16 protein-coding genes and 1 pseudogene are annotated in these 24,743 nt (G+C 33.8%); 2 read left to right on the top strand and 15 right to left on the bottom strand.

The genetic code is table 11. The features are described from left to right. Positions 1-93 precede the first annotated feature (93 nt). The gene (locus G7034_RS05500; protein ID WP_166399966.1) at positions 94-2,508 is read left to right on the top strand and encodes an efflux RND transporter permease subunit; all 2,415 of its coding nucleotides are present in this window, start codon (positions 94-96) and stop codon (positions 2,506-2,508) included. On the opposite strand, the gene G7034_RS05495 is transcribed toward G7034_RS05500, so the two are convergent. The 15 genes and pseudogenes from G7034_RS05495 to G7034_RS05430 all read right to left on the bottom strand — a co-directional run bounded on the left by G7034_RS05495 (position 2,505) and on the right by G7034_RS05430 (position 22,265). Continuing rightward, positions 2,505-3,215, bottom strand: a complete 711-nt coding sequence (locus G7034_RS05495) for an HD domain-containing protein (protein WP_166399965.1) — start codon at positions 3,213-3,215, stop codon at positions 2,505-2,507. The genes G7034_RS05500 and G7034_RS05495 overlap by 4 nt on opposite strands. Before the next feature lie 75 nt (positions 3,216-3,290). Continuing rightward, a complete protein-coding gene (locus tag G7034_RS05490; protein ID WP_166399964.1) occupies positions 3,291-4,295 on the bottom strand; it encodes an acyl-ACP desaturase in 1,005 nt (334 codons plus the stop codon). Positions 4,296-4,298: 3 nt separating this feature from the next. Beyond that, positions 4,299-5,054, bottom strand: a complete 756-nt coding sequence (locus G7034_RS05485) for a lysophospholipid acyltransferase family protein (protein ID WP_166399963.1) — start codon at positions 5,052-5,054, stop codon at positions 4,299-4,301. A gap of 134 nt (positions 5,055-5,188) precedes the next feature. After that, positions 5,189-5,599, bottom strand: a complete 411-nt coding sequence (locus G7034_RS05480) for a BrxA/BrxB family bacilliredoxin (RefSeq protein WP_166399962.1) — start codon at positions 5,597-5,599, stop codon at positions 5,189-5,191. Between the two features lie 134 nt (positions 5,600-5,733). Then, positions 5,734-6,972 (bottom strand): glycosyltransferase, encoded by a 1,239-nt coding sequence (locus tag G7034_RS05475; protein ID WP_166399961.1) that lies wholly within the window; start codon positions 6,970-6,972, stop codon positions 5,734-5,736. A gap of 108 nt (positions 6,973-7,080) precedes the next feature. Continuing rightward, positions 7,081-9,057 carry a putative porin gene (locus G7034_RS05470; RefSeq protein ID WP_166399960.1) on the bottom strand — a complete coding sequence of 659 codons (1,977 nt, stop codon included), beginning with the start codon at positions 9,055-9,057 and terminating at the stop codon, positions 7,081-7,083. Between the two features lie 83 nt (positions 9,058-9,140). Beyond that, positions 9,141-10,220 (bottom strand): CaiB/BaiF CoA transferase family protein, encoded by a 1,080-nt coding sequence (locus G7034_RS05465; RefSeq protein WP_166399987.1) that lies wholly within the window; start codon positions 10,218-10,220, stop codon positions 9,141-9,143. A gap of 333 nt (positions 10,221-10,553) precedes the next feature. Then, complete coding sequence (locus G7034_RS05460) at positions 10,554-12,857, bottom strand: DUF2357 domain-containing protein (protein ID WP_166399959.1); 2,304 nt, start codon at positions 12,855-12,857, stop codon at positions 10,554-10,556. A 3-nt stretch (positions 12,858-12,860) separates the two neighbouring features. Continuing rightward, positions 12,861-15,095, bottom strand: coding sequence for an McrB family protein (locus G7034_RS05455; protein ID WP_166399958.1), 2,235 nt, complete (start codon positions 15,093-15,095; stop codon positions 12,861-12,863). Then, the gene (locus G7034_RS05450) at positions 15,095-17,293 is read right to left on the bottom strand and encodes a DNA cytosine methyltransferase (protein ID WP_166399957.1); all 2,199 of its coding nucleotides are present in this window, start codon (positions 17,291-17,293) and stop codon (positions 15,095-15,097) included. The genes G7034_RS05455 and G7034_RS05450 overlap by 1 nt, the downstream gene beginning before the upstream one ends. Next, positions 17,286-17,477: a helix-turn-helix domain-containing protein gene (locus G7034_RS05445; protein WP_166399986.1), complete on the bottom strand. Its 192-nt coding sequence runs from the start codon at positions 17,475-17,477 to the stop codon at positions 17,286-17,288. Before G7034_RS05445 ends, G7034_RS05450 begins: the two co-directional genes overlap by 8 nt. A gap of 331 nt (positions 17,478-17,808) precedes the next feature. Continuing rightward, a pseudogene (locus tag G7034_RS11825) lies at positions 17,809-18,171 on the bottom strand (Fic family protein); the annotation flags it as partial. Positions 18,172-18,198: 27 nt separating this feature from the next. Next, positions 18,199-18,471: a hypothetical protein gene (locus G7034_RS11820; RefSeq protein WP_223177604.1), complete on the bottom strand. Its 273-nt coding sequence runs from the start codon at positions 18,469-18,471 to the stop codon at positions 18,199-18,201. Further along, on the bottom strand, positions 18,464-18,685 hold the full coding sequence (locus tag G7034_RS05435) for an antitoxin VbhA family protein (protein ID WP_166399956.1): 222 nt from the start codon (positions 18,683-18,685) through the stop codon (positions 18,464-18,466). The genes G7034_RS11820 and G7034_RS05435 overlap by 8 nt, the downstream gene beginning before the upstream one ends. Positions 18,686-18,854: 169 nt before the next feature. Continuing rightward, a complete protein-coding gene (locus G7034_RS05430) occupies positions 18,855-22,265 on the bottom strand; it encodes a hypothetical protein (RefSeq protein WP_166399955.1) in 3,411 nt (1,136 codons plus the stop codon). Positions 22,266-22,563: 298 nt separating this feature from the next. Between G7034_RS05430 and G7034_RS05425 the strand changes: the two genes are divergently transcribed. Next, a complete protein-coding gene (locus tag G7034_RS05425; protein ID WP_166399954.1) occupies positions 22,564-24,156 on the top strand; it encodes an NADP-dependent glyceraldehyde-3-phosphate dehydrogenase in 1,593 nt (530 codons plus the stop codon). Positions 24,157-24,743: the final 587 nt, after the last annotated feature.

Here is a 24,743-nt window from a genome sequence, read left to right as displayed (position 1 = left end):
AATACAATAGCTTAACTAAAAACGCTTCAATCAGAAGCGTTTTTAGTTTTATAAATGAGCTTGCTTATAATAAGCAAAGTTGGAATTTAATTTATGAACAAATTATTGAGTTTAGGTTTTTGGAACGCCTTAGCAGGGTGGATTTTAAGAAATAGAATTAGTGTTATTTCTTTGGTTATTTTGGCTACTATCTTTTTTGCTTCACAATGGAAATACATGCGTTTTTCTTATACTGAAGCTAACCTGCTTCCAGACGACCACTTCATCAATGTGCAATACAGAAACTTCTTAGATAAATTTGGCGATGAAGGAAACTTAATTGTTATTGCTACTACAGACCAAGAAATCTTTACTCCACAAAAATTTAAGCATTGGGTACAACTTACAGACACCTTACAAACTTTTGATGAAGTTGAATACAGCATTGGATTGCCCAACCTTAAAATTCTTGAAAAAAATGCTGAAGAAAAACGCTTCGAAATTGTTAACGCTTTTGACTTATCGCAAAAAAATAATGCAAAAGCACTTCAAGAATATCAACAACTTCTTTTTGAAGAACTACCCTTCTACCAAGGTATTGCCTTTAGCAAAAAAAATTATACCATTCAAACTGCTGTTTACATAAAGAAAGAAATTGTTAATGAAAAAGAAAGAAAAAACTTTGTACTAAACAATCTTAGGCCATTAATGAATGAATTTCAAAAAGAAACTGGCATTGAAGTTAAAGTTTCTGGTATGCCTTACATTAGGACACTCAATTCACAAAACATTGTAGATGAAATTCAGTGGTTTGTCTTAGCCGCTTTAGGAGTAACTTCTTTAATTTTCTTTTTCTTCTTTAGAAGCTTTCGAGCTACGCTAATTGCAATGGTTACCGTTGTAATTGGCGTAATGTGGGCCTTTGGAACACTTGGTGCATTGGGCTATGAAATTACTGTATTAACAGCAATTATTCCACCATTAATTATTGTCATTGGTATTCCTAATTGTGTTTTCTTAATCAATAAATACCAACAAGAAATAAAAAAACATGGCAACCAAGCTAAATCGCTTCAACGAGTTATTACAAAAATTGGTAATGCCACTCTTATGACCAATTTAACCACAGCGTCTGGTTTTGCTACTTTTATTTTTACGCAAAGCGAATTACTTTCTGAGTTTGGAATTGTAGCTTCTCTAAATATTGTGGCTATATTTTTACTTAGTTTACTTATTATTCCTGTTATTTACAGCTACATGCCTCCCCCAAAAGAAAAACACTTAAAACATCTAGGAAATAGATGGATAGAAAGTTTTGTGAATTGGATGGTAACTACCGTTAAGCAAAGAAGAGTTAGTATTTATATAGTTTCTGTAACTGTTTTAGCTGTAAGTATAATTGGCATCTACAACATAAAAATCTCTGGAAGTCTCTTAGAAGATATGCCTAAAAAAGCCGATTTCTTCAAAGATATACAATTTTTTGAAGAAGAATTTGAAGGCATTATGCCTTTAGAGTTCATGATTAATACCCAACGAAAAAACGGAGTAACTAAGTTAACTAACCTCAAAAAAATTGAACAATTAGCACTTCAAATTGAAGAAATACCTGAACTTTCTAGTCCGCTTTCTGTAGTTGATTTAGCAAAATATGCAAAGCAAACCTATTACAACAGCAACCCTAAATACTTTGATTTACCAACTAGGCAAGAAACAAATTTTATCATGCCTTACATCAAAAGTTTAGATGAGTTACAAGAAGGTACGGGAACTTTTGTTGATTCTACGGGGCAATATGCTAGACTTACTACTTTTATGAAGGATGTAGGAACTGAAGAAATGGAACGTATTGAAGCCAAATTAAAACCTGAAATTGAAAAAATATTTCCTCCTGAGCAATTTGAGGTAATTATGACCGGTAAGGCCTTAATTTTTCAAAAAGGAACTAGGTATTTAGTAAAAAACTTGATTCTATCCTTAGGCTTAGCTATTTTGCTGATAGCACTTTTTATGGCCTGGATGTTTCGCTCGTTTAGAATGATTGTTATCTCCTTGGTCCCTAATTTATTACCCTTGCTCATGACAGCAGGCATGATGGGTTTTTTAGGCATTCCTATAAAACCCTCTACCATTTTAGTCTTTAGTATAGCCTTTGGAATAAGCGTTGATGATACCATTCACTTTTTAGCTAAGTATAGACAAGAACTCAAAGAAAATCATTGGAAAATAAAACGCTCTGTATATCTTTCTTTACGCGAAACTGCAGTGAGTATGTTTTATACTTCTATCGTGCTGTTTTTCGGTTTTTCCGTATTTATGATTTCAAGTTTTGGTGGAACAGTGGCTTTAGGAGGCTTAGTTTCTGCTACGCTTCTATTTGCAATGCTGGCTAATTTATTACTTCTTCCCTCGCTCTTGCTTTCTTTAGAGCGAAGTATTGCGAATAAAAATACGTTAAAAGAGCCTCAAATGAAGTTAATTACTTCAGACCAGGACTTAAAAGAAGAGCAAGAAAAAAACGAAAACTAATTAATGTTTTTTTCTTCCACTTCAAAAAGTGCTTCTTTAAGCCAATCTGTAGCTTGTATTTCTTGACTAAATTGATTTAAAAAAAGAAGCATAAACTGATGTCTTTTTTGAGCTTCAACTTGGGCTGCCTGAGTATTCATCAAATCTTTAAGCTTGAGTAACTTTTCAAAAAAATGCTGCAAGGTAGCCGATTCAGATTTTTTATACTCAGATTTTGATTGATGGTTTTTAGGTGGAAGATTTGAATACAATTTTCTGTTTTTATAGCCCCCATATTGAAAAGCCCTAGCAATTCCAATCGCTCCCATAGCATCTAATCGATCTGCATCTTGAACCAATTGAAAGTTTAAGTTTTTCTCTACTTGTTGAAATGAAGAGCGAAATGACATGTATTTCACAATAAAAACTACTTCGTCAATTATTGATTTTGAAATGGGGTAATTCGATAATAAATTGAAGGTTTTTTGAGGACCAATTTCCTCATTGCCGTCATGGAATTTAGCATCGGCTATATCATGCAAATAAACGCCTAACAAAACAATAAACGTATTTGCTTGCGGAGTTTGCTGAAGTAAATCTAGAGCGTTTTTTTCTACACGCAAAACATGTTGCCAGTTATGAGAGGATTCAGCTAAAAGAAATTCTTTACGTAGCTGTTCTTTAACTGATTGAATAATTTGTGTTTCGGAAGCTGTTAAAGTATTCATTGTATATTGATATAAAAAAGCCTTCAGCAAAGTAACTGAAGGCTTTTCAAACTAACAAACTAAAACAAACAAAATCTAAGAATTAACCACAGCGGGATTCACCCAAGAAAAGGTTGTTTGCTCCTGCGGAATTCTTATACGTTGATTAATACGTTGCATTCTATCGGGCAACTTCATTAAGTAGTCTCTTGCTTTCTCTCCTTGGTCATTTAAGCCATTTACATTGGCAATATCCCATTGAGTAATTAACTTTTTCATGATATCTATATAGTCTTGACCTGTATAAACCCCAATACGTTGAGCAGAATTTGAAAAATCTTCAAAAGCGCTTCCTATTTGTTTACCAGACTCTCTTAAAAAATGAGCTGGCATAACTATTTTATTCACCATCATTTCTTTAAAAGCAATCATCATTTCTGAAGGGTCTAACTTAAAAATTTCATCTACAAAAGTGCTGTATGCTTTGTGGTGTCGCATTTCATCACCCGAAATAATCTTACACATTTTAGCTAAGGATTTGTTACCGTAATCTTTGGCTAATTTGGCTACCCTATTGTGCGAAATATAGGTAGCTAATTCCTGAAAACTTGTATAAACAAAGTTTTTGTAAGGATCTCTGTCTGTGCCTATTTCAAAACCGTCATTAATTAAATGTTGAGTGGTGATTTCAATTTCTCTCATATCTACACGCCCGGAGAGATAGAGGTATTTATTAAGCACATCACCGTGTCTATTTTCTTCGCCAGTCCACTGCCTAACCCATTTACTCCAAGAAGAAGCCTTGCCGTCTTTTTTATGCTGATTAACCCCTTCCACATCCATTAACCAAGATTCATAGGTAGGTAATGCCTCCTCTGTTATGGTGTCTCCAACCAAAACAACCCAAAAATCGTAAGGTAATTCCTTGGCTAATTCTCGCAATTCGTGAACTTCATCAAAAAAAGTTTCATTTTGTGAATTAGGTAAAAAATCGGTGGGTTGCCATATTTTTTCAACAGGAATTAAAAACTGATCAATAAGCGAATCTACTTTACTTTCCAGTTGATTCATTACTTCTAATCGAATATTAAATGCTGACATAAATTATTTATTTTTTGCTATTACTTTGATATCTTTAATGATACTATTTTCTACTTTTTCAACCAGTTCTTGGGGGGTAAAATCCTTAACCAAGATAGGTTTTTGCACCTTCATTTTAATATGAACTCCTACTCCTAAGGGAAAGCTGCCTTTTTTTTGAAGTTTCCATGAATTATTTATACTTACAGGTATAATTTTAGCCTCAGGGCAGTTTTTAAAAAGCATTAATAAGCCGTTGGCTGAAAAACGCTTTGGTTGTCCTGTTCTACTCCGTGTTCCTTCAGGAAAAATTACTGCTGCATTATTCGTTTCATTCAAATAATGTGTAAACTTTTTGATGGCTGGAAGTGATTGCCTTGGGTTTTTACGATCAATCAAAACCGAACCTCCGTGTCTTAAGTTATAAGAGATGGAAGGAATACCTTTTCCTAATTCTATCTTACTTATAAACTTGGGATGCAACTCTCTAAAATTCCAAATTAGAGGCGGGATGTCGTACATACTTTGGTGGTTGGCAACAATAATATGAGGCTGATTTTTTGTTAGTTCACTTTTATACTCATTTTCAAAACTAACGCGCCCTCCTAAAAAATGCAGACATCTTAAAAGAAACAAATTAAGTACATCAACACTTTTTTTATGCGCTTGATAACCAAAAACTCTATGACAGATCCATTGAATACCATGAAAAACGACTAAAACTAAACCAAAGAACAAGTAATAAAAGGCACTTAAAATATACGATAATACTAACTTCATATTTAAAATTATGTAAAAATACTATATCCATAGAATAATATATCATAAATCCTAAAGATTAAGTATGCGTGCATAATAAAAAAACCACTTCAATTGAAGTGGTTCAGTCACTAAAAGTGTGTTTTCTCTCTTTCCTAGCAATGTTCGTTATAAGCACCTTTCAAGTTTTCTGAAATCATCTCTGCTGGTCTCCCCTCAATGTGATGTCGCTCTAACATGTGTACAAGTTCTCCGTCCTTGAACAAAGCCATTGATGGTGAGCTTGGAGGAAAAGGAAGCATTTCTGCACGTGCTTTGTCGGTTGCCTCACGATCAACTCCTGCAAATACTGTTACTAAGTGAGTTGGTTTTTTTTCGTTAGCCAAAGACATCTTTGCACCTGGTCTTGCATTAGCTGCTGCACAACCACAAACCGAATTTACAAGAACTAAAGTTGTTCCTTCTCTTTTTAAAGCACCTTCTACTTCAGATGCAGAAGTTAATTCTTCAAAACCAACGCTGGTTAACTCATCTTTCATGGGTTGAACTAATTCTGGTGGATACATATCTATATATATTTTTATTTAAACTTAATTTAGATTACAAAGATACAATTTAATAAGTCACTTGTAAATTCGAAATCTTAATTTAGGTATAAGGTTTTTCAATTTATCAAGAAAACAAAGCTTTAATCTATTACTTAAGTCTTGTTTTTATTTTTTTCTTCAATCCAAAGCGACATATATTTGGTAGATTTTAGGTGCTGATGATTTAAAATCAGACCTAAAAAGTTTTGATTTCTAACTAGCTCTAAATTTTCAAGCAAATGGTTAATGGTAAAAATTAGGTTGCCTTCAAACTCACTTCTATTAAATCGCTTAGCCAAAATTTGAAAACCATTTTTCTGTGCTTTTTCCCAAGGTTTTTGCCGATTGTAATAATGCACTGCTTTTAAAGCTATTGTTGTTGCATTGTTTGCTATTTCACCAGACCAAGGATATTTTCCGCCAATAGCTTCAGCTCCAACACTAGTAGTTACACTAGGTAAACCAAAGCGCATAGCATCAACTAGCTTTCCTTTTAAACCTGCGCCAAAACGCAGGGGAGCTAAAAGTACTCGTTTTCTACTCATTACCTCCTTTAGGTTTTTTGCTCTTCCTTGTACTATAAATCCTGTTTTAGGCTGATGCAGTTGATTGACTTTTTCTGAGGTATAGGCACCATAAATTTCAATAGTGGCTTCAGGTAATTGCTCTCTAATTAATGGCCAAATTTCTTCTTTTAGATAAAGCGCTTGGTCCCAATTTGGGGCATGTAAAAAATTACCTATACTCATAAACCCTTCTCGTTCATTAAAACCTGGAAGGTCTTGTGCTTCTTCTAAAGGATTGGAAAACAAAAAAGGAAGATAAAACAACGCAGATTCTTTAATGCCAAACTTACGCTGTAGGAGTTGCATTTCAACTTCAGAAATGATAAGCGATAAATCACACCTCAAAATAGCCGCTAACTCTCGCTTGGTTTCATCGGTATAAAGATTCAAATCTCGAGAGGCATTAGATTGCTTAAAGGCTTTTTCTCTTGCTTTTCTTAAAAAATGCAAATCCTCTGTATCTAAAATGGTTAATGCATGGGGGCATTGTTCTCTAATACGCCAGCCCAGTTGTTCTTCCATCATAAATCGATCAAACAAAACAACACTAGGCGAAAGCATTTCCAAAAAAACATCTACTGAAGAATCATTGATTGCTATTTTTTTTTCTTGAATGCCTAAAGCTTCTAAATTTGAGGAATACTCAGTCTTTTGAGCAGGGCTAGCAAAACAAACTTGGTAACCATGGTCTAAAAAAAGCGCTAATAATTGAAGCATTCGCCAGCCGGCAGCAGAAGATTGTGGCTCTGGCCAAACATAACCAATGACTAATAGTTGTTTTTGCATGTATTTTTTATTTGAATTGAATAAAAAACTGTTTCTCTCTTCAATTTATTCAATGAATAAATACGTTTTCTTTTGAATAAATTGAGGCCAGAAAAGCACCTTGGTGCATTATAAGAATAAATTCCAAACTACACCAAATCTAAAGGTAAAATCTCTAAAGGGATACCCAGGCGCTGAAAAGTTTTTGTTTCCTGTAAAGATTTCAGTAACATTTTCAAGATTGAAAAAAACCCTTGCTGTTCTAATTTTGGCATTAAAAAATACATCAAAAGTATAAAACCCATCAAGTGCAACTGCATTCTGAACAACAAATTCGTTTAGAATTGGGTTGAAGGATTGGGCATTAAAATCTGTAAAGTACTTAAAAGTAAAACCTGTTTGAACAAACGTGGCTTTTTGAAACCAATAATCTTGATAAAAGAAAGAATTTCTAGTAATAAGTTCTGGAACAGGCAAAACATCTGCTCCACTTAACACATTTTGATACTGTAGGGTGTGAGCCATTCCAAACCAACCTAGGTTATAATCGCCTCCCGCACGTAATTTAAAATAACTCACATCACTATCAGCCTGCTGCGGACTCACATTGGTATATAAATCATCAATGCTTGTAAACTCTTCAATTTCAGCACCAAAAAAAGTGTAATTCTGAATTTGTGTAAACGAACCTTCTACATAGCCCCATTTTTGATGATTCAATTTTCCACCTAAAAACTGGGTTTGAATGTTAGAAAAATCATTATTCCAATTGTAATTGATGTAACTACTTTGAAAAAGTTGATAATTAAAATCGGGAGCCACACTGCTAATATTTAGTTTAGCATCTAGTCTTAGGTCTTTGTTAAATTGAGCACCAGCTAGACCTTTGATGTAGCTGCCATTAAAATCACCTATAATGTTGTGCATCGTTTCCCCTTCAAGGTCAACTAAGCCTATTTTGTTTTTATAACTTGCTCCAACAGCAACAAGGTCTCCATTAATCAAGTTAGGAATTACTTGATCTTCTGTAATTACTATTGAATTATATCCATAATTAAAACCCGTATGACTTGCTTTAAAGGCAAGCTTACCTATATCGTTTCTAAAGTAAGAAACCGAAGCTTGATTGGTTAATTCCTCTAAATTAACCCGATCATTAATGTTGGAAGTTTCGTAAGCAGGGCCAAAAATACTCGAGTTTTCAGACTGATTGTAAAAGTAGTTTTTATACTCATACTTCAAAGAATGAGATAATCTTACCTGATTATTTGCTGTTGAATCTTTGCCAGTTAGTAAAATATAATCTTGGTCCAAATAAAGGCGCCTTCCTAAAAGTCTAGTATTAGCGTCTCTAAACTGAGGTTCTATTGTAACCCGATTATCAAACTCAGGAATTTGATTAACAAAACCTTCAATAGCATCATCAGTAAAACCACCGTTTTGTTGATTTTCAAAATCTTGTTTGGTCACGTGTAAGCGCAAAAAATAACGATCATTGGTTGTTCTGTAATTTAGCGTACCAAAAAAATTGGCAGCATCACTTCTTGATTGTACGTAATGTCCTAACGATCGAAGTCCTTCATAACCAACTGAAAAATTTAATCTTGGAGTGATATTATTAGCAAATAAAGTTTTTAAATTTTGCCCTTGCTCTAACACTGTCCTTAACCACATTTCTGTGAGTGGCGTGGGTGTTTCATAATAGTTAATTTGCTCAGCATCTAAATAATTAAAATGTTTTGCTGAAGCTCCTAAACTAGGATTTAAGGTAGAATTACTAAAGTCATATCCTAATTTATTGAAGGGCATAGCCACATTATGAAATTTAAGAAGTTCAAAATTATCTTGCCGTAAATAATTCATCTTATACTGCTTGTGGATGGAAAGCGAAGTATCTACAAAGGTAGTGTCTCGTTCTATACCAATTAATTTATAATCGGTTGCCGGTGGCATATCATCCTTGGCTTTAGTGGTTTGTGTATCTGGTCTCTGGTCTTGACCTTGACCTTGCCCACTTTTACGTAAAGAGCCAGTATCTAGGTCTCTTTGGGCAAAACCTATGAAACTTATTAAAACAAACACTAATGTAACTACCGATTTATTCATGCGCATAAAATCAGGGCAAAAGTATGATTTTTTGTTGAATGAAAACCCCTTGGAACTAAAGTTTAATACCAGTTATCTCAATGCTATTTTATAGAAAATGCCAATTGACTAACACGTTTGGTTTCCTGCTTTCCTATACTTTCCGTTTGTATCATTAATTGTGCCTGTTTATTTTCAAAAACTTCGCTCAAATTTTTAATTTTTGCGCAAGGAACTTGAAGCTCCTCCATAGCTAACAAAACTTCTTTAGCCTGAAGCTGTTCAATTTTTTCTTGTATATATGTGGCTAAATCGGCTCTGTTTTCAACACGTAACTGACTAGTTGAAAACCGATGGTCTGAGGCTAATTGCATTAAACCTAAATAATTTGTTAGCTTTTTAAAGTGCAGGTTTGTGCCTATGGCAAAAGTGATTAACTTTTGGTCTTGGGTTTTAAAAATTTCTCCATAAGGTGCTATATTTGGATGTAAAGAACCTATTCTTTTTGGAACATGAGAAGCCATTAAAAAATTAGACGCTTGGTTAGCTAAAGCTGAAATAGCTGATTGATAAAGTGAAATTTCTACCAATTTCCCTTTCTTTAGAGGCTGGTGAGCTTGTTGAAGCAAGGCCAACAAAATCCCTTCTTTTAATTGATGAGCTGCCAACACATCTATTAAAGCTACTGGCATTTTAACAGGACCACTTTCTGGTGTTCCGTTCATCGACATAAATCCAGTTTCTGCTTGCAAAATTAAATCATAAGCTACGCGATTAGAGTCTGTGCCAAAACCGCTTATTTTACCTATAATTAAATTTGGATTTATGCGCCATAAATCATCTTCGGTGACTTTCAGTTTCTTCTGACTTTCAGTTTTAAAATTCATCAAAACCACTTGTGCTTCTTTTACTTGAGCAGTAAACTTCTGATAATCGGAAGAGGCTTTTAAATCGAGAAAAGTATATTTTTTTTGGTAATTAACACTTGAAAAATAAGCACTAATAGCATTGTCTTGATTTTCTGAAGCAAGTTTCCAGGAACGAGTTACATCTTGATGATTAGGATGCTCTATTTTAATTACCTCAGCACCTAATTCAGCAAAAAATGTACCTACTGAAGGCCCCGCCAAAACAGTTGACAAATCGATTATTTTAAGTGGTAAATCTGAATTAAAAATTGACATGTTATTATTTGCTTTTTGCATGGCCTGATACATTAAGATTTATGTGCTAATTTATTAGCTAAGTAAATAAGCGTTTGCCTTTTGTTCTGTCTGTAATTTCGACACTTCGATTATACTCAGCGTAAACGCTTCGATTATACTCAGTGTAAAAGCTTTGGCTAAGCTTAAAAGATAAGGCAAAGGTAGGATAAAGTTTAGGTTTCTAAAAATAGATAAAACTTTTCGTTTTGCATGCATGCCTACCTGCCTGTGGTAGTAAGGCAGGTCCAGCACCAAATCTAGCTAACAGCCTGATGGAAAAGTTAGTTGCGTATGGCTTTTAGCATCCGCATATTATTTACTTATTTTTTTCATTAATTCTGTCAAGTTGGTTGTGAAAGGAAAAGCAGAAGCTCTGCCAGAAGAATAATTTTCTAATTCTTTAAAATCCCAATATATATTCTCAAATTCAGGGTCTGTAACCTTTTCTAACTCAATAACTAAATAGTTTTTTTTATAATCCTTTGATTTTTTTGCCTCTGGATATCCTTTTTGTTCTAAATTTTGTCTAGAAAAAACTTTCGGTCCTTTACTAATAATTCGCCACAAATCACCAGACTTTGATTCACCCAATGTATGAAGTAAAAGGTATTTTGAACTTACCGTTTCTTTATCAAGAATTAATGAACCATTACCTGAACCCATTCTAAAGTTATAAAGTTTGGTTCGTTTAATCCATTCATATTGTTCAATAGAGTTATAATAACCTACCAATACATAAGTGTCGTCAGGAATTAAATCTCTATTCATGTTATATGGCTCTGGAAGTGATTCATTTACAGAGTTATTTGAATCAGGAGGATTTTTATAAACATCAAACGTTCTGAAAGCGATTTTCTCACGTTGAGAGGCTCTGTTTACAAAGTGTTCGATTATTTCCAAAATAAACGCTTTAAGCTCCCCAATTCCACTGTCAGTTTTAGAGGGTTTTACAGGAAATGCTCCAAGTCCTGGAATAATTTCATGAAACCCTTTCTGATTAATGGATTTATCTCCAGGATATAAAACATAAGCACCACCTGTTCTTCTAATAGCATCTTTATAAGCGTGCATCTTTAGGAGATCTGCATTTTTGTAGATACCGTTTCTATTTTCTGTCTTCTCTATATCTAAATTACTCTCAGCATTTTGTTTAAAAAAATCATTCAAATTGGCAATTTTATACTTTGCATCAAAATGAACATGCACTATGAGTTCTTGTTTTTCTGCTTCTTGTTCTGAAACACCAAAAGGCCAAAAGGACAATGTATAATCTGGTCTCAAAGTAGTTGTCCAACTTCCTGAATCGGGATAAGCTTTTTTACCACTAAAAGAGCGATTGTAATTAAATCGGATATTCAATTTTCGGCTTCCAGAATTGAATGTACCTTTTAATGCAGTAAACTTTCCTTGCTTAATTTGAAGGTTTAATCCATCTTTCGTTTCCTTAATTAATTCTGAAATGTCTTTAGGCTCAATTTCAAAAATGGACTTAAATAAGTCTAACAATTTGAAAAATAGCCAATATTCATAGAGTGTAGCAATATCTTTTTTCCCACCACTGTATATATCATTGCCACCTTCCCATATAAGTTTAGCGGCAAGATCAAACATAAGCCAAACTCTAAGTATTTCGCGATAGCCTTCTTTTCTCTGTAAAACAGGGCTGTTTAATTTTAAGGTTGTAGGCCGTGAAATTTCTTTAAAAATGCCATGTTGTAGTTGACTTTCCAAGTCTTGAAACAATAAAATGGATTCCGTTTCCATTTTCTGATGACTAAAATCTTTTGCCTTTCTATGGATATCGGTGCAGAATTTTAAAAAGTTTTCTAAAGCATGTTTAATGAAACGATTTTCCGGTGTGTCTACCGAATCTATTTTGCGAATTGTGGTAATACGTTCTGGTAATGTTTCAATGCCATAATTCCTTAAGTAATGAGACTTCGGTATTTTTGTTCTATTACCAGCTTTAAGAATTTCTTTGATATTTCTATTAGAAAATCGTTTAGCATTTCTAATATCTTTTTCCTCAGAAGTTTCTGCCCATTTAGTTACGGGAGCGGTTATAATTCTATGAATTGCCTCTGTAAATTCATTGGTTCCAATTACCGATTTGATAAATGAAAACTTCTGATATAAGGTTTGGCTATCTTTGGTATAATCAATTTCAAAATGTTGAGAAACTGGTGAATTCGCCTGTAGCAGTAAGTCTGTACACTTTTCTGTGATTAGTTCCAGCATGTCTCGGTAATCATCACGATATCCAGATTTAATAGACTGTACCTCTAAATCAATGTTTTTACAAACCTCTGAATTTGATTTTTTGAGTATTGGTATAGAAAGCGTTCCAACAAAAATATTAGGTGCTATTGTGCCAAGATTTGTTGTTCTTTTATGTTGTTGAATGATATTCTCCCCAATGTCACTTAGTATATAATCAGAGTCACTCAATTGATAATCATAATAACACCCTTCTACAAGTTGAAACCTTGCTTCATTATGTTCTATCGCGTTTTCTTCTGCATCAAATAGCGAATCAGGTCTTCGGGCATCAATCCAAAGCCGTAAACCTTCTTGAATGGAATCAAGGCTGATTTCTATGTTTGATACTGCTTTCATTTTTTAAGCTTCTGCATAGCTTGCAAATCCATTATCTATTGCACCTTTGTACATGCGTGTTATTTTTTCAAGTGAAAGGGGATATAATACTTCTGCCGTTTTAAAATCAAAGTCTTGTTTTTCAAAAACGTCTTTTACAATTTTCAAATCTTTTGAAACACAAAAAGACCCCAATGTTTCAAGAATTGGAGTTAACTTTCTTCTCGAGCCGTGTAGTTTTGGTAATAGTTTTTGCATAATACCAATATCTATTTTCTCATTGGTTGTTAATCCAGTGTCTATTTCTGAAAGTTGATGAATGAGTCTTAATATCTCAGTTGCACTTCTGTAACCAAATTCAGCCCCAGTTTTGGTTAATTCTCCAAAAAACTTAATGAGTGTTTGGTTAATTTCTTCAATATCTACAGTAGCAAAAGATTTTTTTGCAGCCATGTCCAAAAAGGCTTTAGACATAGTTGCTCCTTTACTCATTAAAGCATCCATGTTGATGTCTTTAATATTTTCTAGAAAGAATTTCATTTCATTTTTCGATACTCTAAATTCAATGGTGTTAGCCCTATCTAATACTTTTGGACTAAACATATTGGTGGTTTCATCAATGTTAACTGTACCTATGATAAACAAATTTGAAGGCACTTTTAATTTTGCAGGCACACCATTTTCAACCGTTCCTTCGGCATATAAGGGTATTTCTTCATTTGATTCGATTACGCTCAAAAAGTCTGCGAAATAGCGTTCCACATGGCTTAGGTTCATTTCGTCTAAAATCAAAAAGTGAGGTAAGTCAGGATTAGCGAGCGCTTGTAAAATCAAGTCTATCACACCACTATCTGGCTTTACATACTCTTCAGGTTTTAATGCATTTGGATAACCGAGTAATGGTTCTCGATTGGTCCAATCTGCGCCAACTGGAATAATGCGGTATTGGCTTACTTCTTGACAGACCCATTCTACAAAGGCTTGAGCAAGTTTGGTTTTGCCAGAGCCTGAAAGCCCAGTTAATATAACAAAGGGTTTAGTTAAAAGGGAACTTACAAAACGAGTAATGAGTTTGTCAGTGTAGACTAGACCTACATTTTTACAAGAATCTTGAAATTTTTTGATGTCAAACTCGGATTGTTCTGTTAAGTCAGTAATGACATTTATTTCTCTAACATCTGGCTTATAATATTCTTCAAGAATATTTATACTTTTTTCATTCAAATAATACCGCTTGGATTTATCTCTTAGTTCTAAAAAATCAAGAAAGCCAAAATTCCAAAGGAATAGTAAATACTCTTTTACCATTCGAAAATCGTTGTCACCTGGTGTACAGTTTGGCCATGATTCGTATGGTTTCGTGTTTCTTCTATAGCCAATTATTTGTTTGGTATATTCAGCCATGGGTAGCATTGTATATGCCGAAAGAGGTACAACTATATCTTTGAGTTCTTCTGGCGTTATATACCAGTCAGACGGAGATTTGGATTGCCTTTTAAGCTGAAATAGAATATTAAAAATTAATTTTATGGGTAAAATTTCAATATTTTTATCACGCCATTCTTGAGTAATATCGTTCGACTCAATATGAATATTCGGTAATTTGAAGTTTAAATATAAATGCTTAATAAATTCATCATAATTAGTTCGGCCCTCAGCTATTGAATTTCCTAAAGGAGTAAGATTGATTATTCCTCCTGTTGAATTTTCAAGAAGTCCAAGTGCTTTCCAATATTGACCAGAATTTTCAATTATATTTTTATTTAGCCCTCTATCAACTTTTGCTAAATCAATTCTAGTGTTAAGTTTGGTTTGCAGTGCTAAAAGGTCATCTTGAAATTCTTGTGTAGCGTGCTTTTGACCATTATGCTTTAAGAGCACTTGTAATACACCGATTAATATTTCAGGCGTATTTATTCCTTCACTAGGAGTAGTTACTGCCCATCTCCATTTGAAATTTTCAAATGGTTTAATTGGTGGTATGTTGAATTGGGCTGTTTCTTCTTTTTCTTCCATAAATTTTTTATAATTTGAAAGGGTAGCTGTTAAAATATTATTACCTGAACTATTAAGATTACTGAAATTTTCAAGCGATTTGATATTATCCAAAGCACTTTCAAAATTTGAAAGAGTCCAGGTATTAATAGATGGTAATTTGTTATCGCTTAGAATTTTTTCAATAGTATTATAACCAGATGTATAATGTCTAATGCTTTTAGGTTTCTCCCTTTCAAGCCAGGAAATAAATTGTTCTTTCATTATTTAGTTTTTTCTATTAACGAGTAATGAACTAATCCACTTAAATTCTCCTTCCTCCAGTCATTGACAATAGCTTTTTTGATAGCATTAGCAAAAACTTCAGCTGCCATAGGAGGAAATGCATTACCAACTTGTTTGCATTGCTGGCCATGATTGCCTAAAAATTCAATTGAATCAGGAAATGTTTGAATTCTTGCAGCTTCTCTGACAGTAAGTTGTCTGTCAAGCCAAGGATGTATTGGAAAAGCACTATGTCCAGGTACAAGGGTGTGACTAGGATGATTGCGGTCTAATCTAAATAAAACTTTGCTAAAACTCTTTATAAGCTTACCTGTTCTACTGTACTTTAAATGTTCAGGCAAATCATCCGGGTTTATTTTATGACCTTCTTTTATATAAGAAAATCGCTCAACAACTTCTGGAGAATGATTCATTGGGATGTGATTTTTATATTTGGTTTGCGACTTGTCAGTTTCTAGCCCAGTTATCACTTGATTTATATTCCTATAAGGTTTTTCCCAATCTTCAGGATCAGAATAAAACTTAGGTTTAGGCCATGGAATAATATTTCCAGTTCTGTTCGCTAGAAAAATAAAACGTTTTCTTTTTTGTGGCACTCCATAATCAGCTGTATTAATGATTTTGTAATCATAGTTGTTGTAACCTAATTCCTTTACTCTTTCTATGAAATTCTCCAGAAAATATCCATCTGCTAAGTTGACTAAACCAGCAACATTTTCCATCATAAACCATTTTGGATTAAACTCTTCAACGTATTTTAAGTAGGTAAATATTAAGTCATTTCTTATGTCATCATGCGGGTTGTGAGATTGCGATTTAACAAATCTTCTTTTGCCAAACATTGAAAAGCCTTGACATGGTGGTCCACCTACTATAACATCAATTTCTTTATTACCTACTACATGTTTTACACTTTCAAAAATTGATTCATCAGATAAATCACCTTCGATAAAAGGGACGTTCTTGTGATTATGTCTGAAAGTTTTTGCTACACCAGGATCAAAGTCCGCACTAAGTACGTGTTGATATCCAGCTTGTTCGTATCCTATCCCAATACCCCCTGCTCCAGAGAATAAATCAATGAAGCTAAGTTTACTTTCGACTTTATTAATTACATCTTTTTCAATCAAACTATTTCTTTTTAACAGCAAATTCTCCTCTGAGCCTATATAATCTTTATCGAGGATATGTTTTTTAAGTTCTCTTGCAATATGAGCACCCATTAGAGGTGGAACTGCATTACCAACTAGGATACATTGTTCTTTTCTCGCTCCAGTAAAAATGTGTGTATCAGGGAAAGTTTGGATTCTAGCTGCTTCTCTAGGTGTTAAACTTCTATCCAAAGTAGGATGTACTGGAAAGGCATTATTACCAGGAACCATAGTGGGAGCTAATTCCTTTCTATGAAGTCTGACATATGTATTTCCGAAATTTTTCCGTCTAATTTCAATCGGTAATTCCTCTGGTGGTGGAAGCTTGCCTCCCTCAGGGATAAGTTTATATCGCTTAAGAACTATTTCACCATGTGTAAGTGCCAAGTGATTGGGGAACTTTTCATCTTTTTTAACTAAATCACCAATAGCTTCTTGTACATTCTTTTTCGCTTTTAAGATACCAATAGAATCATTGCTAGGTGGTGGGTAATTAAAAAGCCTATTTACCTTAGTGCCCACTATTATCACTCGCTCTCTTTTTTGCGGAACACCATAATCTTTAGAATTCAATACTTTTAGATATATATCATATCCAATTTTTGAAAAACTGTTGGCTACCATATTTAAATATCTCCCTTTGAACATGGATTTAATTCCTTTCACATTTTCAAAAACAAAACATTTAGGCTCCAAATCATCAACAATTCTAGCGTATGCTTCAAACAATACATTTCTTGGGTCAGCGGAATTTTTATCGCCCATTACAGAAAAACCTTGACAAGGAGGACCGCCAATTATTACATCTGGCTTAACTCCGTTTGTGCTTTCTAATATATCATGTGAAGTGAGAGTTGTAATGTCTTTGCAGATAAATGGAATATCTGGATAGTTCAAATTCATTGTGTTTTCACTTTCCTTCCAAATATCAGAAGCCCCTATGATTTCAAATCCCGCTTCTTTGAAACCAATATCTAAACCTCCCCCACCTGTAAACAGACCATATACTTTTAATTTTTCACTCATTTTCAACTAATAATTCTTTTACACTGATATTTAATATACCAGCAATTTTATAAAGGCATTCAATACTTGGTTGTCTTACGTTTCGTGCATACTCGTTTATGCTGTTGTAACTTTTGCCTGTTTTTTCGGCAAGCCAAGTCTGCGAAATTCCTTTGTCTTTTAAAACTTCTTTTATTCGGTTTATTTTTGAATTGTTTAATTCATTGGACTAAAATAATAAAGTTTTTCGATTACCTCAATAAATTAGTGTAAATATCATCATTAGGATTTTGCGTATGATGTGATAGGGTTATTTTTTCGGTTTTTCACCGTTGGGGCTTAGCCTTGACAAAAACCAAATGTGCTTTTGTGCGGCTGGATTCAGCTTGCAGAGAACATCTCTCACATGTGCTTTTAGACGAGCAAAAATGGATGGTTTTCTCAATTAAATTGTTTATTTATAAACTACACTAAACTCTAGTTTCAACCGCAAATCTCGCTATTTTTGTTATGCGCTTTTATGCATCGTTCTTAATTCAACTGATTAATTCAAAAATCAATTCTTTCAATATTTTAACATCACTATTTACCGTTCCTTGCATATATCTTTCATAAACATTTTTATCGTCAGGTGGGTTTAAGTTCAAAGATATCCCTTTCTCAAGTTTAAAACCTTCGGGCGTACCTACGACATCTACCTTGTTTAAGTTCAAAGATATCCCTTTCTCAAGAGCCAACATTCTTAAGAATTCTCTCTGAGCTCTTCCATTACCATCTCTGAATGGATGTAAATAATTAACGTTGTCTAATATTTCAGCTAGTTTTTCGGCAATTTCATTTCTATCATCTCTTTTAGTTTTCTTGAAACTTTCTATCAAAGTATCTATAAAATTAAAAGCATTTTCGAAATGAGATGTTAGGAAAAATTATTTTCCATCTTTACTTATTTCAACAAGTCTTTTCTTGCCTGCCCAACCGTAAATATCTTGAAATAAATGTTGATGAATCGAAAATAAGCTTTCAATTCCATTTATTTTGATTGGATTGTTATGTAATTCATTAATTCGTTTTGTTACTTTAACACTCTCAAAAAAAAGTAAATCTTCTGAGTCAGTAATAGCAGCTAAGTTTTTTAGCACTCCTGATTTTGGGTCGATATAAGTATAATCAGGATCAACATATCTGTAAGAATTAGACATAGGTCTTTTTCTTCGTATAAATTATTAAATCATCTAGAGATATTTTACCTATTATATAATCTCTTATGATTTCAATACTTCTTTGCGTTGGTCTAAAGCCTTCAAACATATTGCTTCCAATAGCACTTGCAGTGTTTTCCAATGTCTTTAAATCTGAAAACTTGACGCCCATTATCGTAAGTTTTTTTCGGTCAATTTCTATTGAGTTATACATATTTTTTGCTTTTTGAAACCTTACAAATATAAGGATATTTTATCAGTTCTAATTTGTTTGTAGTTTCAATTTGAATGATGCATAACTGACTTATTTCGTTCGCTTTATCTTTTCAGGTTGTTGATGAGTCTCAAATACATCTATTATTTCAATTCAGTTTTAGCAAATTCTAAAAATAGGCTCTTAACTGAACATTACCAGTGTGAACGGTACTTGTATTTTCGCTTTTTCTTCCGAAGTAAGTTAGGTTTAGGTCTAAGAAATCGGTGATTTTTTTCTGTAAAAAAACCGACCAAGTAAAATTATTATCGGGTTGCAAGCCTTCCATCATTTGGTAAGCTACTGGGGTAAATGCACTTCCTGAAAAGTCGTTTTTAATGTAGTTAAATTCGCCTGTAATAGCGTATTTCTGTCCTTGATTTAAAGTAAATGAAGCGCCTAAAATTTGCTGTTCTAAGAGTTCTTGTTCAGCTATCTGATTTTCCTTTTTTCCAAATTCTGCAAAGGCATCAAACCGAGCATTGTTTCCTAATAAGTAGGAAATTTTAGGATTTATACTAAAGCCATCTAATTGAAAGTTTCGGTTTTCAAAATTTTCTGAAATACTCTCGGAGTTGGTTAATTCATTTTGAAAAGTAAGCAACCATGTGTCGTATAATTTATGCACAAAATTTAGCTGATGCGCTTGGGTATTATTGTCTTGCAAACCAATGGTTGACAAATTCCTGGACTGGGTTTGGATGAAATTATAAGAGGTGGTATAACGCTGTTTTCCTCGATTAAAAAACAAGGCATTTCTAATGTTGGTATTGCGTCCTAACTCTTCTTGCCCGTTAGCACTAAAGGGATTGAGGTTAATTAAATTACCATCCCGCCTCAGCTTTCTGTCAACAACAAAAGAAACTTGATTACTAAATTTTGAGAGTAACTTTTTAAATCCCTCTTCGTTACTCCATGCCTTAAAATTAAGGTTCATCTGCTGACTAAACCTAGTTTGATTCGTTCGTATAAAAATTTGATTGGGTAATAAAATTCGAATAAAATCAGCTTCAGCTGGAAACTGAGCCAATTCAAATTCATCCAGCTCCTGTACACCATTTTCATTATAATCAATCCAAACATATTGACCTTCGCCAGGGTTGACTTCAACATAGGTAAATTCTTGCTGTGCAATACTTCCGCTATTGGTTTCATAAGCGGTATTTAAGCTAAGCATTCGATCAAGCAAAGTTTGACTAAAGGTAATTCTTGAATTAATTACATTCTCATCTTCTAAATTAGGGTCGCTATTTTGTAAATTCCTGTAACTTGCAAAAACATCTAACCTTGTGCTTTGCGTGTTGATAGTAGTAGATTTCAGGTAAATATTGTTAGAACGATTTACCCGTTCAAGTTGATTACTACGTAAACTATCATTTTCTCTAAATCGGTAGCCTACTTCAACAAAAACATCGGTACTATCTCCTACTCCGGTAAAAACCTCGTAACTTTTAAAACGTTGAGTGTTAATCGTAAGCTGATTTTCAGCTAAATTTAATTCCTCGTTGTCTTCATAATTAAATTTTGCTCCTACCCAAGGTTTTCCTAAATCATAAACGCTAAAAAAATTAGCTCTAGAAAATTCGGAATCCAACACACTTCCATCCGTTTTTAAATAACTGGCATTAGCAACAAGAGTGAGCTTTTCAAAATTGAAATTAGCATTGAATACTTGTCGGTTTCCAGTAAAACTTTCAGAAAAATCTAAATGCTGAAATTGGTATTGAAGATTTCCTTTTTCAAGATGATTAACGTTTGTTCCTAGATCTATCAATCGTTGATTTCCATCAGGGTTAAATAAATTCCAGTCCCGCTGAAACTCTACATTATACAGACGTTCTATGGAGGTATAATTGCGGTGAATATAATCTAGGTTTCCAAAGACATCTACATTCCAATTGTTTTGGTTATTCACCACACGTTGTCGAGTTTCTACTTTGTACGCCAATCCCTGATTATCATCGTTATCTAAATTTGAAAACAAATTTTTATCCTGATCACTTACCGCTAATTCTGAACTTACATAAGAATGTTCTCCATTTTTATAGGTTGATTGCACTACCCCAACTTGCAGTCTTTCGGGAGCAAACAACTGAATTACAGGTTCAAATTCGCCTTGTGGAACTCCGTTTTGTGGAGGTACATATTCAAAAATTCGTGAAATAGCATTATCTGTACTTACCACATAATTTCCTTGATTGGCTCCAACATTAGTAAAACGAACACTAAAAAGTTCATCTTCAGGATCATTTGAAAACACAAAAATCTCCTCTCCATTAAGAATCTCTTTTCGATAGAGAATCCTGTTTTCAGAAAAATCAGTAGGAACAGCACTTGGGGCAATCATCTGGCTTTGGTCGTTCCCTGCTTCACGAAGCACACCTACTTGTTCATCGCTTAAAGCTTGTTGTATAGGTTGATTTCTTAAATCGGTTTCTGTGTAAACAAAACTACTAATCTGAAATTTTTCAGTTTGGTAGCTACCACCGGCAGTACCTAAAACCCGCGAATAATTTTGATCGGCGTATTGGTATTCAATCACAATTCGCATTTCAGAAGTAATGGGGAAATTGGCATTGAAAATAATTTCGCCTGCATTGTAATCGATCAAGTAATCTTCATTTTCCCCACGTTTTAGTCGCCTTCCATTCACAAAAACCGATTCACTTCCAGAAATAATCAAAACTAGTAATTCGCCATTTGGTCCTGTTAATTTGTAAGGTCCTTGATTTCCCTCCTGCCCAACGAGTTCACTTCTTGTCCACACACCACGGACTAAAGCACCAGCGGCATAAGCTTCAATAGGATTGGTGTCTTGCTGAAGCTGAGTAGAAACTAAAAGTCCCTGAATTTTTTTGTTATACGAAGCAAAAAAATACTTATCCTCAACTAAGTCGATATCTCCAGCTCTTATGCCCCAATTTTTCCCTTGTAATTCAATAAAAACCTGATCAAATTCATTTAAACGTTGCGAATAACCACCTTGTTGAAGCGGTGTATTAGCATCTTGAATAGAAGCTCTAAGTGTAACATCTTCAGAGAGTTTTCCAGAAATTTGGAGGTCTAATTCAGAATCAACAACCGCATTTTGGTTGTTTCCAACACGCACTCCCCTAGAAATACTTCCGCTGGTGTTTAGTCCGTCAAAAGGTACAAAATCCTGACTTTGGTCTTGACGTTTAACTTCATAAAGAGGCGTGTTGCCTGATGTTTCATCAACAATAATAGCTTCATCTAAAGCTTGGTAGGTCTTGGTTAGAAAACCAGGAAAATTTCGATAAGTAACTTGCAAAGAATCATTTTCTTGCTGAATTTTTTGATTCATCACAAGCAAAGCTTTGCCATAATTAATTGTGAATGAAGAAGTATCAACTGTTTGATTTTGCAATGTTTGAAGCTTAAAATCTGCCGAGCTAATACTAACGTCTTCTAAAAAAATACTGTCTTGTGTAGCAATGGTTTTAGTGAGCATGAGGTCTTCTTGCGCGTGCGCAAAACCAGAAGCAATCAATAAAAACAAGCAGCAGAATATAGACTTCATAAGGTTAAAACTAAAGCTAAGCTAAAATATTTTATACGGTGCTAAATTAGCGTATTTATCAGGTTTTTCACTTTTGAAATCAGAAAACACTTGAATCGATTCTATTTTCGCATTTTAAATTTTAATAAAAATAGATTCACCAAATTCGGTTTTCATAGAATTACTCTGTTTTTTTATAATTTGGTAAGGAGCTGTTTTTTTAATCTTACGAGATAATAGCATTACTCTTGTTAAATAATAATTAATTAAACAACATATACTTCATTTCAATAATAATTTTCTTTTGTTTGATAAAAAAATGATGAGTACTAAAATTCAATTACCCCAAAAATTTAAATTAAATCAACCTATTGAATCCAATCGGTATTTAATTAATGGTGAATTACTTTCGTGGAAAGGAAAAATGGCTAAGGTTTATTCTAGCATATCAAGCACAGACTCCTATCAACCTACCTATTTAGGGAGTGTTCCTGAACTTGAAGAACAACAAGCCAATGATTCGCTTGAAGCAGCACTTGAGGCCTATGACCAAGGGAAAGGAAAATGGCCAACAATGCGAGTAAAGGAACGCATAGCCTGCATGCAAAAGTTTGTGAAATTAATGGAAGCCAAACGCGAATTAACCGTCAAGCTAATTATGTGGGAAATTGGCAAAAACTTACCCGACGCAGAAAAAGAATTTGACAGAACAGTACAGTACATTTATGACACCATAGAAGATTACAAAAATTTAGATAGAGATGCTGCTAAATTTGAAAAAAATGAAGGAGTAGTTGCGCATATTAGAAGAGGTCCTTTAGGAGTCGTACTTTGCTTAGGCCCTTATAATTATCCGCTTAATGAAACTTTTGCACTGCTAATTCCCGCTTTAATTATGGGAAATACAGCGGTGTTTAAGCCCGCAAAATTTGGCGTATTGTTAATTACTCCACTATTAGAAGCTTTTCAAGAGAGTTTTCCTAAGGGAGTGGTAAATATAGTTTTTGGAAGAGGACGAGTTTTGGCTTCTCCTATGATGAAAACCGGAAAAGTTGACGTACTTGCCCTAATTGGAAATAGCAAATCGGCCAATGCACTTATTGACCAACATCCAAAAAGTAATAGGCTGCGATTAATTTTAGGCTTAGAAGCTAAAAATCCTGCAATTATTCTTCCTCATGCCGATTTAGACTTAGCCGTTAAAGAGTGTATTGCTGGAAGTTTATCCTTTAATGGTCAGCGATGCACTGCTCTTAAAATTATTTATGTACACGAAGCTATACGAACAGCTTTTTTAGAAAAATTTACAGCTGCTGTAGATGCACTGAAATTTGGTAATCCTTGGGACGAAGGAGCTTTTTTAACTCCACTTCCAGAACCTAACAAGCCGCAATACATTCAAGAATTAATAGATGATGCCTTAGCAAAAGGAGGGAAAATTATTAATAAAAAAGGAGGAAGGCTTATGGACAATTATATCTGGCCACCGGTACTCTACCCTGTTACAAAGGATATGCGGATTTATGAAGAAGAACAATTTGGACCAGCAATTCCTATACGTTCTTTTACCGATATAAACACCCCGCTAAACGATATGGCAGATTCTAATTATGGACAACAAGTAAGTTTATTTGGAAAGGATATAAAGGAATTATCTCCTTTAATTGATGCCCTTGCAAATTTGGTTTGCCGCGTAAACCTGAATAGTTCATGCCAACGTGGACCGGATGTATATCCATTTACTGGACGAAAAGATTCTGCTAAAGCAACATTAAGCGTTCACGATGCCCTTCGTTCGTTTTCCATAAGAACATTTGTAGCTTTAAAAGATAATGAAGAAAATTTAAGTATTTTGGAGGAAATTTTAAAAGCTAATAACTCAAGTTTTATAAGTACCGATTACATCTTGTAAGCTAAGTTAATCCTGAAAATCATTCATAAGTTTCTTTTGTTTGCATTTAAAAACAAGCACTAAAACATAGTAATGAGTATGAACTCTACTTAAAGTAAAGCTGATTTAATAAACAATCATTGATAAAGATAAATGAGAAATAAAGTCAAATCCTTTAGGCATAAATTTATCAACAAAAAACTCTTTTGTTAATCAGTTTAAAGGCAATTTAATTATCAAAGTTACTTGATATTATTAGCTTATTTATCAATTTTTTTTAAGGATATGATTAGAAAAGCACGAATGGTGTTCGTGTTTTAAAACATTTCAATAGAAGTAATTCACAGGGCAATGATTAAATAAAAAAAACAACCCTTATTTACTATTTGTGCTTCCCGTTGGTATTTTCTACGGTCATTTTATTCCCTTAAAATCTATCACGGGATAAACTTTTCGCCCAATTACCTTCAAAACAAAAAACCCAACTACTTAAAAATCAAGTAATTGGGTTTAAATTTGTGGTCCCACCTGGGCTCCCTTCGACTGCTGCGCGCTCAGGGTAAACTTCTCGCCCAATTACCTTCAAAACAAAAAACCCAACTACTTAA

This window comes from Psychroflexus maritimus (assembly GCF_011089875.1).
Taxonomy (GTDB): Bacteria; Bacteroidota; Bacteroidia; order Flavobacteriales; family Flavobacteriaceae; genus Psychroflexus; species Psychroflexus maritimus.
The sequence above is the reverse complement of the archived record's forward strand: the minus strand, read 5'-3'. Positions and strand labels throughout refer to the sequence as shown.